Source organism: Streptomyces sp. NBC_01012, from assembly GCF_045162755.1.
GTDB lineage: Bacteria > Actinomycetota > Actinomycetes > Streptomycetales > Streptomycetaceae > Streptomyces.
Window position 1 is genome coordinate 5,681,734 of sequence record NZ_CP108688.1, and the last position, 12,761, is coordinate 5,694,494.

Consider the following 12,761-nt stretch of genomic DNA (forward strand, 5'->3'; position numbering starts at 1 on the left):
GTCGGTTCGGGCTTCAGACATGTGGGAGTTCTCCCCGTTGCAATCGCTTACGTGTGTGTCGCAGCCCGCCGCCACCCCAACGCGGTCACCGTCGGCATCCGCACGGAACGGCTGCGTAGCCCCGAAGTCAGTTTATCCAGGTGCGGTGCGCCCCGTGAGAGGCGCCTGCCCCAGGGGTACGGGCGTGCACACGCCGCGGGGCGGGGTCGCCCCGGACATGTCCGTTCCCTCCCCGGGGGCCGGGTGCGGCTCGTCCACGGGAGCTTCGACGAGGGCCACGGCGCAGGGCGCGCCCTCCTGTGAGTACGGCAGGTGCAGCACCCCTTCCCGGGTCCAGAATCCGGACCCGGCGAGCCATCCGTCGGGTGCGGCGAACTGGTGCAGCCGGCGCCCCGCCGGACGCCACAGCCCCACCCAGCTGCCGGCGGCCCCGTCGATCCGCAGAGCCACCGCGCAGCTCTCCGGCATCAGCATCTGACCCGGCTGCACGGCGAACGGTGTCAACGTCCCCTCCGACGGGCGCAGGCACTCGGGGAACCGCACCGGGAGGCAACTGCCGAGCACGCCCCAGCCGAGCCGGTCGTGGCCGGGCGCGTCCGACCTGACCAGCAGCAGACCGCTGTCGGCGTCGGCCGTCAGCAGCCGGTCGTTGCTGTCCGGGGCGATCTGCAGCAGGGGCGTCACCTCTCCGCCGCGCTCCAGATCCGCGACGACCGCCTTCACCGGGCCACCGCCCGGCATCTGCCGGTCCAGGGCGAGCATTCGGCCCTCGTGGTCCAGCCAGACACCGCCCGAACAGTGCCCGGGGACATCGGCGACCTGCTCGGGGCCGAACGCGCCGCCCGCCACCAGCCAGACGCCGGTGGAGCGTTCGCCGGGGAGCAGGGCGTAGGCGCTCACCCCGTCCGGGGACGGGGGCAGGAGAGTGAGCTCCGTACAGTCGAGGGAGCCCAGCGAGACCTCACCCGTGCCGGGTCCGGTCGGGTAGAGGAGCGAGAACGTGTGCGATCCGGCCGCCACCTCCCGCCGGATCAGGACCCGGCCGTCCGAGAGCGGCAGCACGTCGGAGCCCGCGTCCTCCGGCTGGTCGAGGGGGAGCGGGACGGCGTAGGGCTCGGGGCCGTCCAGCGTCCAGCGCTCCGGGAACCAGCCCGGCCCGGCGGTCTCCCCTGCCGTCTCCCCGTCCATCTCCCCGGCCACGGTGAGCCGCGCCGCGTAGGCGTGGCCGGCAGCGAGGGTGAGCGCGGGCGGGAGCGGAGGCGGGAGCGGGGGCACGGAGGGGACAGGCGGAATGAAGGGGAGGGGCGGTACGGATGAGGCCGCCCTTGCGGCCCTGCCCGTCCTGATCGCCCTGATCGCGCGGTCGATCCTGGCCGTGCTGTCCGCCCGGTCCGCCTCGGCCGTCCGGTCCGCCTCGGCCGCCGGGTCCGTCTCGGCCGTGCTGTCCGTACCGTCCGGCCCGCTGTGCGCCTCCGTGTCGTACGGCACCGCATCGCGCGCCGCCGCGTCATGGGCCTGGGCCCCGGTGGCGTCCGCCTCGGCGTCTTCCGGCTCATCCGTGGCGTGGGGTTCCACGGGCTCGGTCGGCTCCTCGGATCCCGTGGATCCGGGTGCGGGGCCGGCCGTCGTGGCGGCCCCCGCGACTCCGGTGGTCTTGTCCTCGATGGCACAGGCAGTCATGGTCCGGTCACCTCCGGCAACCGAAGCTAGGTTTCGCACGCCTCACCGGACAACACGAGCCCCGTCACTTCACACATAAGGGTGCCGATGTCCTGATTCGCCTGCGAAGGCCAGGGGAGTGTGCTGACGCGGTTGCGCCGCGCGTAACGATTCGTACCGGGCCGCCGGTCCCGCTCCACGGGCCACCGCGGCCAGGGGCGACGGGGTACGCCGGACAGGTAGCCTTTCCCCCGTGCCCCGTCTGTCTGAAGTCATCGCCGAGCTCGACGCCCTCTGGCCTCCCGAGCGGGCCGAAGGCTGGGACGCCGTCGGCACGGTCTGCGGTGATCCCGAAGCCGGGATCGACCGTGTCCTCTTCGCCGTCGACCCCGTCCAGCAGGTCGCCGACGAGGCCCGTGCCATCGGCGCCCAGCTGATCGTCACCCACCACCCGCTCTATCTGCGCGGTACGACGACGGTCGCGGCCTCCACCTTCAAGGGCCGGGTCGTCCACGGGCTCATCAAGCACGACATCGCCCTGCACGTCGCACACACCAACGCCGACACCGCCGACCCCGGAGTCTCCGACGCCCTCGCGGGCGCCCTCGACCTGCGGGTCACCGGCCCCCTCGTGCCGGACGCCACCGACGCGTCCGGACGCCGGGGCCTCGGCCGGATCTGCGAGCTCGACCACCCCGAGACCCTCCGGGACTTCGCGGCCCGCGCCGCCGCCCGGCTGCCCGCCACCGCGCAGGGCATCCGGCTGGCCGGCGACCCCGACGCCCTCGTCCGCCGGGTCGCGGTGAGCGGCGGCTCGGGCGACAGCCTCTTCGACGCCGTACGGGCCGCGGGTGTGGACGCGTTCCTCACCGCCGACCTGCGCCACCACCCGGCCTCCGAGGCCGTCCAGCACTCGCCGCTCGGCCTCGTCGATGCCGCACACTGGGCCACCGAGTGGCCCTGGTGCGAGCAGGCCGCAGCGCAGCTCGACGCGATTTCCGACCGCCACGGATGGGACCTGCGGGTCCATGTCTCGAAGCAGGTCACCGACCCCTGGACCACCCACCACTCTTCTGGAGCCCCCAACTGAACGCCGCGCCCGCCGACCAGATCCGACTCCTCGAAGTCCAGGCACTCGACGTACGTCTGTCGCAGCTCTCCCACAGGCGCACGTCGCTGCCCGAGCACGCCGAGCTCGACGCGCTCAGCAACGACCTCGCCCAGCTGCGCGACCTGCTCGTCGCCTCGCAGACCGAGGAGAGCGACACCACCCGCGAGCAGACCAAGGCGGAGCAGGACGTCGACCAGGTGCGCCAGCGCGCCGTACGCGACCAGCAGCGGCTCGACTCCGGCGCGGTCTCGTCGCCGAAGGACCTGGAGAACATCCAGCGCGAGATCACCTCGCTGGCCAAGCGTCAGGGTGACCTGGAGGACGTCGTCCTCGAAATCATGGAGCGCCGCGAGTCCGCCCAGGAGCGCGTCACCGAACTGACCGAGCGCGTCAGCGCGGTGCAGGCCAAGGTCGACGACGCGACCGCCCGCAGGGACGCGGCGTCCCAGGAGCTCGACGCCGAGGCCGCCACGGTGTCCAAGGACCGTGAGGTCGTCGCGGGCGCCGTCCCCGCCGACCTGCTCAAGCTGTACGACAAGCTGCGCGCCCAGCAGGGCGGCGTCGGCGCCGCACGGCTCTACCAGCGCCGCTGCGAGGGCTGCCGCCTGGAGCTGAACATCACCGAGGTCAACGACGTGAAGGCCGCGTCTCCCGACACGGTGCTGCGCTGCGAGAACTGCCACCGCATCCTCGTCCGCACCTCGGAGTCGGGTCTGTAATGCCCGCCCCCCGCCAGCTGGTCGTCGAGGCCGACGGTGGCTCCCGGGGCAATCCGGGCCCCGCGGGTTACGGCGCGGTCGTCCTCGACCCCGCCGCTGCCGTCACGCTCGCCGAGGCCGCCGAGTACATCGGTGTCGCGACGAACAACGTGGCGGAGTACCGCGGCCTGATCGCCGGTCTCAAGGCGGTCAGGGAGCTGTTCCCCGACGCGGAGGTGCGGGTCCGCGTCCGGATGGACTCCAAGCTGGTGGTCGAGCAGATGTCGGGGCGCTGGAAGGTCAAGCACCCCGACATGAAGCCGCTCGCCGCGGAGGCCGCGGGCATCCTGCCCGCCTCGTCGGTCACGTACGAGTGGATCCCGCGCGAGCAGAACAAGCACGCCGACCGGCTCGCCAACGAGGCGATGGACGCGGGCAGGCGGGGCGAGCGCTGGGACCCGTCGTCATCGACGGCCGACCTGGAGACGCCGCGGGTGCCTGCCGCTCCGGAGGGGGCCCCGGCCGGTCCGCCCGGCGACGCGGCTGCCGGCGCGGCGAAGGTCCGGGCGGCGATGGCGGCTGCCAGGCCGGCGCCCGCACAGGCGGCCGCCTCGGCTTCCCCGCAGGTGGGCTGGGGGAGTGCTCCCGATCTGGGTGAGCCCGCCACCTTCATCCTGCTGCGGCACGGCGAGACGGTCCTCACCCCGGAGAAGCGGTTCTCGGGGAGTGGCGGCAGCGACCCCGAGCTCTCGGATACCGGCCGCCACCAGGCGGCCTGCGCGGCGGAGGCGTTCGCGGCCCGGGGTACCGTCCAGGAGATCGTGAGCTCCCCGCTGCGCCGCTGCCGTGAGACGGCACAGGCCGTGGCGGCCAGGCTGGGCCTCGACGTGCGGATCGAGGAGGGCCTGCGCGAAACGGACTTCGGGCTCTGGGAGGGCCTCACCTTCGGTGAGGTGCGGGAGCGCCACGGCGCCGACCTCACCACCTGGCTGGCGTCCCCCGACGCGGCGCCCACGGGCGGCGGCGAGAGCTTCGCGGAGGTGGCGGAACGGGTGTCGGTGGCACGCGACCGGCTGATCGCGCGGTACGCGGGCCGCACCGTACTCCTGGTCACGCACGTCACGCCGATCAAGACCCTGGTCAGGCTCGCGCTCGGCGCTCCGCCCGAGTCGATGTTCCGGATGGAGCTCTCGCCCGCGTCCGTATCGACCGTGGCGTACTACGCGGACGGGAACCCGTCGCTGAGGCTCCTCAACGACACCTCGCACCTGCGGTAGACGGCAGCGGGCGAGCCCCGCGCGGCCAGGGCCCCGGAAGGCCAGAGCCCCGGGCAGCCAGGACCCCGGGCCCCGGGCGGCCAGACCTCAGACGCGGCCCAGCGCCGACGCCTCGGCGGCCAGCCGTTCCACGCGCGCCCAGTCCTTGGCCGCCACCGCGTCCCCCGGCACCATCCAACTGCCGCCCACACAGCCGACGTTGGGCAGGGCCAGATAGGACGGAGCGGAGGCGAGCGAGATGCCGCCCGTCGGGCAGAAGCGGGCCTGCGGGAGCGGGGAGGCCAGGGCCTTCAGATAGGCGGTGCCGCCCGCGGCCTCGGCCGGGAAGAACTTCATCTCGTCGACCCCGCGCTCCAGCAGCGCGACCACCTCGGACGTCGTGGAGACGCCCGGCAGGAACGGCACGCCCGACGCCTTCATCGCGTCCAGCAGGGTGTCCGTCCAGCCGGGGCTGACCAGGAAGCGCGCTCCCGCAGCGACGGTCGCGGTCACATGTGCGGGCGAGATCACCGTGCCGGCGCCCACCACCGCCTCGGGTACCTCGGCGGCCATGGCCCGGATCGCGTCGAGGGCGGCGGCCGTGCGCAGCGTGACCTCGATCGCGGGCAGCCCGCCCGCGACGAGCGCGCGCGCCAACGGCACCGCGTCGGCCGCGTCCTCCAGCACGACGACGGGGATGACGGGAGCGAGGTCCAGCACGGAAGCGGAGGCGGAAGAGGGCGCGGCGGCGGGCACGGAGGAGGTCATGGACTCATCCTGCCGGGAGCGCAGCACAATACGCAACGAGCGTTGCGCATGATGCAACACCTTCGTGCGGGGTGTGGGTCAGTGGACCTCGGTGACGACCACATCGAGCGCCCAGGGCCGCCCGGCCCGCCCCGGAGCCTGTCCCTCCACCACATGACCGAGGTCGCGCAGCACCTCCATCAGCTGCGCCGGGTCCTTCGGGTCGGCCCCGGCCAGCAGCAGGTCGCGGACCATGCGGCCCTTCGTCGCCTTGTTGAAGTGGCTGACCACGGACCTCTTCTCCACCCCGTCGACCATCCGGGACTGGAGCACCCGCACGCTCGCCGTACGCTCCGCGACCTCGCCCGACGGCTTCCACGCACCGGTGTACGCGGACGAGCGCAGATCCAGGACCAGTTGGTCCCCGGCCGCCTCCGGCATGACCGAGGCCATGGGGACGCGCCAGTACGCGCCCAGCGCGCCGAGCCCAGGCAGCTTCACGCCCATCGAGCAGCGGTACGACGGGATGCGGTCACCCACCCGCACGGCACCCCACAGCCCGGAAAAGGCCAGCAGCGACTTCGCGGCCCGCCGCTTGGCCGCCGCGTCCAGCGTGGCCAGACCGAGCGCGTCGTACAGCACACCGGTGTAGATCTCCCCGGCGGGCCGGGTCCCGGCCGTGCGCAGCTCCGCGTTCTTCGCGATCTCGCCCCGCAGCCCCTCGCTCAGGCCGAGCACCACACGAGCCTTCTCCTCGTCCGCCAGGCACAGCTCGACCAGCTCGTCGACGATCGCGGCCCGTGCCCCTGCGAGGCCGGGCAGGGACAGGGACTCCGGCTTCAGCGGTGCCCCGCGCCCCGAGGCGGCCTTACCTTCGGAGGGCGGCAACAGCACGAGCACGGGACGTCTCCTTCACACATACGCGGCACAGGCCCCCGAGTGCATGGGACCCCTGGCAAGGGTACGGGCCGGGCGACGCCCCCGGCCCGACGGTCGGCAGCCCCTGCCCTGGCGGGAGGTCCAGGGCCGCCCGGGTAACATGGTCACCACGGCAGACGAGCCGGGCGGACGGCCGCGTGAGGATCCTCGGATCCTCCCGAGGAACGTCCGGGCTCCACAGGGCAGGGTGATGGCTAACGGCCACCCGGGGTGACCCGCGGGACAGTGCCACAGAAAACAGACCGCCGGGGACCTCGGTCCTCGGTAAGGGTGAAACGGTGGTGTAAGAGACCACCAGCGCCTGAGGCGACTCAGGCGGCTAGGTAAACCCCACCCGGAGCAAGGTCAAGAGGGAGCGCCCAGGTGCTCCTGCGCGAACGTCCGAGGGCTGCCCGCCCGAGTTCGCGGGTAGACCGCACGAGACCGGCAGCAATGCCGGTCCTAGATGGATGGCCGTCTCCCCGGCCGCCGCGAGGCGACCGGGCGACAGAACCCGGCGTACAGCCCGACTCGTCTGCCCTCCAGGCTTCTGACCTGCGTATCGCAGGTCAGGGTTTTTTCTCGTGGAATCGTGGGTGTCGCCTCACCCTTGTTCGTACCGGTCCGAACCTCACCGCTACGAAGGTGGCCGGAGCGCAGTGGCTCAGGTGATCCGGTGTTCCCAGCTCAGGGAGGGGGCCTGGTCGACCCGGTACAGGTGGGACGCCTGCGTCACGCGGAGCCGTACGGAGTCGATCCCCGGTGCCCCGGCGTCCCGCCAGGCGACGAGGGAACGTTCCACGTGGTCCCACAGGGCCACCGGGCCGCCCTGGCGGACGGTCCAGTTCTCGTCGTCGACGAGGAACTCGGCGAACGACTCCCTCTCCGGATCGAACAGGTACCGTAAGGGCGACCCGTCACCGTCCGTCGCGCAGACGAACTGAGCGCCGGGCGCCGCCAACTGCGCCAGGAAGGCGGGCATCTACTCCTCCAGGACAAGAGGAGACACCTGAGCACGCCGCTCACCGTCCACGTACGCGGTCCGGGCGGAGAGATCGCCGGCCACGGGGGTCACTGCCTGGGCCCGCGCCTGCATGAAGGAGGAGCGCCCGACGATCGAGCCCTCGGCGGTGCCGTCATCGCCGACAGTCAGTTTCGCGAGGCCGGTTCCCCACGGCCACGAGCCGACCGTCCCGAGGACGACGCTTCCGGGCCTCGTCTGCCTGATCCACGCGTACGGGATGCGGCGGACCGCGCAGGTGGCGACGACCCGGTCGTACGGTGCCCGGTACGGGTGGCCCAGGAGCCCGTCGCCCGTCACTGTCCACGTCGAGAAGCCGGCGGCTTCGAGAGCGGCATCGGCGCGTGCGGCCACCTGTGCGTCGACCTCGACCGTGGTGACGTTGTCCTCGCCGAGGTAATGGCACATCAGGGCGGTGGAGTAGCCGGTGCCCGTGCCGATCTCCAGGACTCGGTGGCCCACCGCGAGGTCCAGGGTCTCGATCATGCCGACGACGGTGGCCGGGTCGGTCGAGGAGGACGTGGGCACACCCACGACGGGTTCGTCGGCCTGGTCGGCGGTGAGGTGGCCGTCGAGCTGGGTGGTGAGGGTGTCGACGCTGTACGCGATCTTCAGCCACTCGTCCGGGTCCGTGTCGGTGGCGGTGACGGGCCGCCAGGCCCGCCCCTGGTCCAGGAAGACTCCCGGGCGGAGGAACCGCTCACGGGGGACGACCTCGACGGCCGCACGCAGCCAGGGGGATTTCAGTACACCTTCGCTCATGAGCACGGTCGCCATGCGACGTCGTTCGGATGCCGGGTCGGTCATCGGCCGTCTCCTTGCACGAGTAGGTCGGCGAAGGCTGTGGACATCGGGAGGCCGGTCTCGGTCTCCAACCACCCCCACTGTCCGTTGGGATTCAGTTCCAGCCACCAGTAGTCCCCCTCGCGGTCGACCGCGAGGTCGAAGCTCCCCGATACCAGATCCAGTCGGTTCAGGTAGGCATGCAGGCCCTTGGCCAACCGGTCGGGAAGGTGCTCCACGGTGTAGGTCAGGGCGCTGTAGTCCTTGCGCCAGTCCAGGAGGTCGGAGTCGATGCGTACGGCGAATCCATGCCGACCGGCGATCAGCACGCGGACATCGGCGACCTTGTCCACACGAGCCTGGAACAAGTGTGGGGTGACCCGGACGCTTTCGTCGATCTCGGCGGCGGTGACCGGGTCCGCCCAGCCGGTCACCGGTACGCTCTCTCGCCCATAGGGGGTCCATCGCAGCGTCTTGAAGATTGCCTGCCCCTGAGAGTGGACGAACTCGCGGGCCTCGTCCGGGTCGTTGGTGACAAGGGTGGGCGGGATGGTGAAGCCGAGTTGCTGGGCGAGAACGAGCTGGGCGGGTTTGTAGTCGGCTGCGGCAATGCGCAGGGGGTGGTTGACCCAGAGCGGGCCACCCAGGGCGTAGAGGGTGCCACCGAGTCCGTAGCGGACCTGCGCCGCCGCGAATCGTGAGTCGTCAGCGGACAGGTGGGGAAACGTAGGCCATTCCGGACGGCGCCAGTACACCGATCGGACTTGAGCCACATCAGCGGTTCTCGACGGAGTGCGCACCTGTCCGACCACAGGGGCCGGGCAGGTGCCGAACCGAGCCGAGACCATGAGGTCCTCACCGATGTCGGCGGGATTGAACCGGACCACCGGTACATCGCGCCGGTTGAGTTCGGTGATCACCATGTCGGCGGTGATGTCGTCCGCCTCGGTGACCACCAGAACCGGCCTCTCCTCGGTCATGGCCATCAGTCCTGATTGCTGTCCTGGTCGTGGCCCTGGTCGTTCTTGGAGTCCGAGTTCGTCGTCGTGGAGGTCTCGGTCCCGGAGCTGGTGCCGTGCTTGCCCATTTCGACCACCTGCCCGACGCGGTCGCGGAACACCCCGAGCTGCGTCGTGGGGTCGACGGCGACCGTGGCGTGGGGTCGACGGATGACCGTCGGGTAGGGCGCGAGTCGGCTCGTACCCCACGGCCGCGTGGGGGGAGGGAGTGCGGCAGAGGTGGTCATGAGACTCCTTGGGCTGAAGGGTGTGGTGCGGAAAACCGCCTGCGCCAGAGGGCACGGACGGCGATCTGTGGGCGGCGGCTCAGGGGTGAGCGGCCTGGATGCTGTCGGCCGCGGTCGCCCACTCGACTCCGGACGCGGGTCGGACGTGCGCAATGCGGACCGTGCCGTGGCTGTGGAGCTCATGTGTGACGGCGACGAGCACGCCCTCCCCACGTGAGGCGATGCCACGGACACGGGTGTCCAGGAGCGGGTGGTGCTCGTAGCCGTCGGAAGAACCGACCGGGTTCACTCCTGTGGCTCCTGCCGGGCCTCGGCGCGGCGCATGAACCTCTCCCAACCGCCGGCCGCCCGTACCCGCAGAGCCCGGCTCGGCGCACCCGGCCAGGGCTCCGGTGGCGTGTACGTACGGCCATTGGCGGCGGGGTTCCTGCGGGGCAGTCCGGAGGCCGTCACGCGATCGCTCCTCTCTGTGGGGAGTCGCCCGGAGGGCCCTTCGCCGTCCGAGCGGTGTGTGACCAGTGAACGACGATCCGTTACCTTCTCCCAGAGCGAAGCTCGCGCAATGCCTGGGCGTTTTCCGGGCGTTGGCGCGTGGCGGGCATGAGTGCGTGAAAGGGTTCTTGTGAGGGGAGACCTATGACGTCGAGACGGAAACACTTTGCGGAACGGCGTGCGGCCCGGGGCTACTCTCAGGAGGAATTCGCAGAAGCGCTCTCGGTGGCCACGTCCACCGTGGTCCGTTGGGAAGGTGGTCGCGCTACCCCGCGCCCCCGCCAACGGCCGCATATTGCCGGACTGTTGGGAGTGACCCTCCCCGGCCTTGAAGCCCTTCTCTCCGACGGACAGCCGACCGAGACAGCCGGGCTCTCCGCTGATCCGCCCCTCCTCCATGGTGATGATATGAAGCGCCGCGAAGTCCTTGGCCTGCTCGCCGTTACGGGTGCCCTGGTCGCTCTTCCCGATTCCGGTGAGGCCGCCCGGGGGCGGGCAGCGTCGACGCTCTTGGAGACGGGGGGCGCCCTCCATCGCAGCCTCTGGCAGGTCTACGCGCTGTCGGACTCCAAGCAGGTCGTCTTCCCCGCGGTGCGCGCGCAGCTCGATGTGATGGCGAAGGGACTGGCTGAGACCCGTACCGCTGTGGATCGCTCCCGGTTGTGTCGGATGACGGCCGACCTCTACCAACTCGTGGGTGAGCTGTTCTTCGACGCCAACCGGTACACCGACGCCGCGCAGTGCTACACACTGGCCGCCAACGCGGCCCATGCCGGTGGCGACCACGACCTGTGGGCCTGTGCCATGACCCGCCACGCGTACGTCGAGCTGTACGCGCGCCGCGCGCACGCGGCCCAACCCCTGCTCGCGGCAGCTTTCCGTATCGCCCGGAGGGGCGACGACGCTCTTTCCACCCGTCACTGGGTCGCGGCCGTCCTGGCGCAGGCGCACGCGGCCGTGGGTGATCTCGACGCGTGCAACCGGGCTCTGGATGAAGCCGAGAAAGTGCAAGCCCTTGACGGTGCTCACTCCCACAACGGCGGCTGGCTCCGCTTCGACGGCTCCCGCCTGGCCGAGGAGAGAGGAGCCTGCTACCTCCAACTGGGCCGCCCTGATCTCGCTGAGGAAGCGCTCGCCGTAGCCCTTGCCCAGCCTCTGTCCCTGCGTCGCCGCGCTGCTGTTCTGAGCGACCTCGCCGTGCTGGGGGCGCACAGACGGGACATCGACCAGGTCGTGTACTACGCGGAGCAAGCACTCGGACTGGCCGACCGGTCGGATTCGGGATTCATCGGCAAGAAGCTGGACGTGCTTCGCGGGCGTCTTGCCCCGCTCATGTCCGATGACCGAGTCTCGACTCTTGATCACCGAATCGCGGCGCTTCCGCGCACCGCATGACGAGAGGGACAGGCGTATGAACGACGGCCGGATCTTCCGCGAGGCGTGGATCGAGGGTGTGAACAAGCACTATCCCGGCGAGCCGAAGCCCGGCTACGTCACGCCGTGGGACGAGACGCCGGAGTGGGAGCGCGAAGCGGCCGCCGCTGTGTGCGGGCAGGTGCGCGGCTTCATCGAGGTCAGCGGCGGACATGCGGCCCGGCTCACCCGCGAGCAGAAGGGCCGGTTCGTCGCGATCTGCTGGACCGCCCAGATGTTCCGGCACTTCGAGGACCCGAAGCCCGGATACGTCGCAGACTGGGACGACCTGCCGGCCTGGCAGCAGGAGACGGACACGGACATCTTCGAACGTATCGAGCAGACCGTCTGACCTCAGGATCGACGACGTCCCCGTCCGGGCCGCTCCGGACGGGGACGTGCTGTTGCGTAGCCATCAAAGTAGCCACGGAAGCGCCATCCCGATGGTCAGGGGGCGTTCCACAGGGTCAGCTTGTGCGGGTTCATCATCATCCGGACGTGGGTCACCAGTCCTGAGGCCTCTTCGAGCGTGACGACACCGATGATGCGGCCCTCGACCCACAGGGCGAACCCGAGCCCGTCCGGCGTCTCCTGCTCCAGGACCGTGGCCTCCGGGTTCTTCCTGAGCGCCCCGAGCAGGAACCGTGCGACCTTTTCCGCGCCGAGGACGGGGTTCCGTGCGGCTGTCACCACGCCGCCGCCGTCGGAGCGCAGCACGACCCTCGGGTCGAGGACGGCGATGAGGCCGGAGAGGTCGCCCGTCCGTGCCGCGGCGGCGAACGCCCTGACGATCTCGTCGTGTTCGGCGCGGGAAGCCCGCCGCGCCCGGCTCTGCCGCACCCGACGGCGGGCGGACGTGGCGAGCTGGCGACATGCGGCCGGAGTGCGCCCGACCACTTCGGAGATCTCGCCGAACGGCATCGCGAACACATCGTGCAGCACGAACGCGACGCGCTCGGCGGGTGTCATGGACTCGAGAACGACGAGCAGGGCTGTGCTCACGGACTCGTCGAGGGTGGCGTGTTCGAGCGGGTCGTCGGCGGTGAGCCCGCCCGCCGGGAAGGCGTACGCGGGGACCGGCTCCGGCAGCCACTGGCCGACGTAGAACTCGTGCCGTCGGCGCGCGGACGCCAGGACGCTGAGACAGACACGGCCGGCCACACGGGTCAGCCAGGCCCGCGGGACCTCGATCGCGTCACGCTCCTCCTCGCTCAGCCGGTACCAGCGGATGTACGTCTCCTGGACCGCGTCCTCCGCCTCGGCGACGGTCCCGAGCATCCGGAACGCCAGCGAGAGCAGGTGGCGTCGCTCGCCGAGCACCTCCGCGTACGGTGCGTCACGTTCGACCTGTTTCATCACGTTTCCCTTCGCCCGTCCCCACAGTCTGACGATGCGGCGGGGGGAATTGTGAGACCGA

The 12,761-nt window shown here is 71.2% G+C and carries 13 protein-coding genes, 1 other RNA gene and 2 pseudogenes; 7 read left to right on the plus strand and 9 right to left on the minus strand.

Annotated features, from left to right (window positions below; genetic code table 11):
- Positions 1-132: 132 nt before the first annotated feature.
- Complete coding sequence (locus OG623_RS25490) at positions 133-1,680, minus strand: hypothetical protein (RefSeq protein WP_406149558.1); 1,548 nt, start codon at positions 1,678-1,680, stop codon at positions 133-135.
- A 232-nt stretch (positions 1,681-1,912) separates the two neighbouring features.
- Here OG623_RS25490 and OG623_RS25495 point away from each other — a divergent pair, with 232 nt between their 5' ends.
- Genes OG623_RS25495 through OG623_RS25505 form a run of 3 tightly spaced genes read left to right on the plus strand, consistent with a single transcriptional unit; the run spans position 1,913 to position 4,745 of the window.
- Positions 1,913-2,749, plus strand: coding sequence for a Nif3-like dinuclear metal center hexameric protein (locus OG623_RS25495; RefSeq protein ID WP_406149560.1), 837 nt, complete (start codon positions 1,913-1,915; stop codon positions 2,747-2,749).
- Positions 2,746-3,489, plus strand: coding sequence for a zinc ribbon domain-containing protein (locus tag OG623_RS25500; protein ID WP_406152003.1), 744 nt, complete (start codon positions 2,746-2,748; stop codon positions 3,487-3,489). Before OG623_RS25495 ends, OG623_RS25500 begins: the two co-directional genes overlap by 4 nt.
- Entirely contained in the window at positions 3,489-4,745 is a 1,257-nt protein-coding gene (locus tag OG623_RS25505; RefSeq protein ID WP_406149561.1) for a bifunctional RNase H/acid phosphatase, read from the plus strand. The genes OG623_RS25500 and OG623_RS25505 overlap by 1 nt, the downstream gene beginning before the upstream one ends.
- 87 nt (positions 4,746-4,832) lie before the next feature.
- Here the strand turns inward: OG623_RS25505 and OG623_RS25510 are convergent, their stop codons facing one another.
- Both OG623_RS25510 and yaaA read right to left on the minus strand, forming a co-directional pair.
- Entirely contained in the window at positions 4,833-5,492 is a 660-nt protein-coding gene (locus OG623_RS25510; protein WP_406149563.1) for a bifunctional 4-hydroxy-2-oxoglutarate aldolase/2-dehydro-3-deoxy-phosphogluconate aldolase, read from the minus strand.
- A gap of 78 nt (positions 5,493-5,570) precedes the next feature.
- A complete protein-coding gene (yaaA, locus tag OG623_RS25515; RefSeq protein WP_406149564.1) occupies positions 5,571-6,371 on the minus strand; it encodes a peroxide stress protein YaaA in 801 nt (266 codons plus the stop codon).
- A gap of 156 nt (positions 6,372-6,527) precedes the next feature.
- On the opposite strand from yaaA, the gene rnpB reads away from it, so the two are divergent.
- Positions 6,528-6,927, plus strand: an RNA gene (rnpB, locus tag OG623_RS25520) — RNase P RNA component class A.
- 126 nt (positions 6,928-7,053) lie between these two features.
- Here rnpB and tgmC read toward each other — a convergent pair.
- The 5 genes and pseudogenes from tgmC to OG623_RS25545 all read right to left on the minus strand — a co-directional run bounded on the left by tgmC (position 7,054) and on the right by OG623_RS25545 (position 9,892).
- Positions 7,054-8,217, minus strand: a pseudogene (gene tgmC / locus OG623_RS25525) (ATP-grasp peptide maturase system methyltransferase).
- Positions 8,214-9,173, minus strand: a complete 960-nt coding sequence (tgmB, locus tag OG623_RS25530) for an ATP-grasp ribosomal peptide maturase (protein ID WP_406152005.1) — start codon at positions 9,171-9,173, stop codon at positions 8,214-8,216. Before tgmB ends, tgmC begins: the two are co-directional and overlap by 4 nt.
- Positions 9,174-9,178: 5 nt before the next feature.
- Positions 9,179-9,439, minus strand: coding sequence for a putative ATP-grasp-modified RiPP (gene tgmA, locus OG623_RS25535; protein WP_406149566.1), 261 nt, complete (start codon positions 9,437-9,439; stop codon positions 9,179-9,181).
- A 79-nt stretch (positions 9,440-9,518) separates the two neighbouring features.
- On the minus strand, positions 9,519-9,728 hold the full coding sequence (locus OG623_RS25540) for a hypothetical protein (protein ID WP_406149568.1): 210 nt from the start codon (positions 9,726-9,728) through the stop codon (positions 9,519-9,521).
- A complete protein-coding gene (locus tag OG623_RS25545; RefSeq protein WP_406149569.1) occupies positions 9,725-9,892 on the minus strand; it encodes a hypothetical protein in 168 nt (55 codons plus the stop codon). The genes OG623_RS25540 and OG623_RS25545 overlap by 4 nt, the downstream gene beginning before the upstream one ends.
- Positions 9,893-10,075: 183 nt before the next feature.
- On the opposite strand from OG623_RS25545, the pseudogene OG623_RS25550 reads away from it, so the two are divergent.
- From OG623_RS25550 to OG623_RS25560, 3 genes and pseudogenes are all read left to right on the plus strand, one after another.
- Positions 10,076-10,243: pseudogene (locus OG623_RS25550) on the plus strand (helix-turn-helix domain-containing protein); the annotation flags it as partial.
- 96 nt (positions 10,244-10,339) lie between these two features.
- The gene (locus OG623_RS25555; RefSeq protein WP_406152006.1) at positions 10,340-11,326 is read left to right on the plus strand and encodes a transcriptional regulator; all 987 of its coding nucleotides are present in this window, start codon (positions 10,340-10,342) and stop codon (positions 11,324-11,326) included.
- A 16-nt stretch (positions 11,327-11,342) separates the two neighbouring features.
- The gene (locus tag OG623_RS25560; RefSeq protein ID WP_406149570.1) at positions 11,343-11,696 is read left to right on the plus strand and encodes a hypothetical protein; all 354 of its coding nucleotides are present in this window, start codon (positions 11,343-11,345) and stop codon (positions 11,694-11,696) included.
- A 95-nt stretch (positions 11,697-11,791) separates the two neighbouring features.
- Here the strand turns inward: OG623_RS25560 and sigJ are convergent, their stop codons facing one another.
- On the minus strand, positions 11,792-12,700 hold the full coding sequence (gene sigJ / locus OG623_RS25565; protein WP_406149571.1) for an RNA polymerase sigma factor SigJ: 909 nt from the start codon (positions 12,698-12,700) through the stop codon (positions 11,792-11,794).
- Positions 12,701-12,761: the final 61 nt, after the last annotated feature.

Excerpts from the sequence above, each read along its gene's own strand:
- OG623_RS25490 (WP_406149558.1), bottom strand. The coding sequence starts at position 1,680 with ATGACTGCCTGTGCCATCGAGGACAAGACCACCGGAGTCGCGGGGGCC.
- OG623_RS25505 (WP_406149561.1), top strand. The coding sequence starts at position 3,489 with ATGCCCGCCCCCCGCCAGCTGGTCGTCGAGGCCGACGGTGGCTCCCGG.
- OG623_RS25510 (WP_406149563.1), bottom strand. The coding sequence starts at position 5,492 with ATGACCTCCTCCGTGCCCGCCGCCGCGCCCTCTTCCGCCTCCGCTTCC.
- tgmB (WP_406152005.1), bottom strand. The coding sequence starts at position 9,173 with ATGACCGAGGAGAGGCCGGTTCTGGTGGTCACCGAGGCGGACGACATC.
- tgmA (WP_406149566.1), bottom strand. The coding sequence starts at position 9,439 with ATGACCACCTCTGCCGCACTCCCTCCCCCCACGCGGCCGTGGGGTACG.
- OG623_RS25555 (WP_406152006.1), top strand. The coding sequence starts at position 10,340 with ATGAAGCGCCGCGAAGTCCTTGGCCTGCTCGCCGTTACGGGTGCCCTG.
- OG623_RS25560 (WP_406149570.1), top strand. The coding sequence starts at position 11,343 with ATGAACGACGGCCGGATCTTCCGCGAGGCGTGGATCGAGGGTGTGAAC.
- sigJ (WP_406149571.1), bottom strand. The coding sequence starts at position 12,700 with ATGAAACAGGTCGAACGTGACGCACCGTACGCGGAGGTGCTCGGCGAG.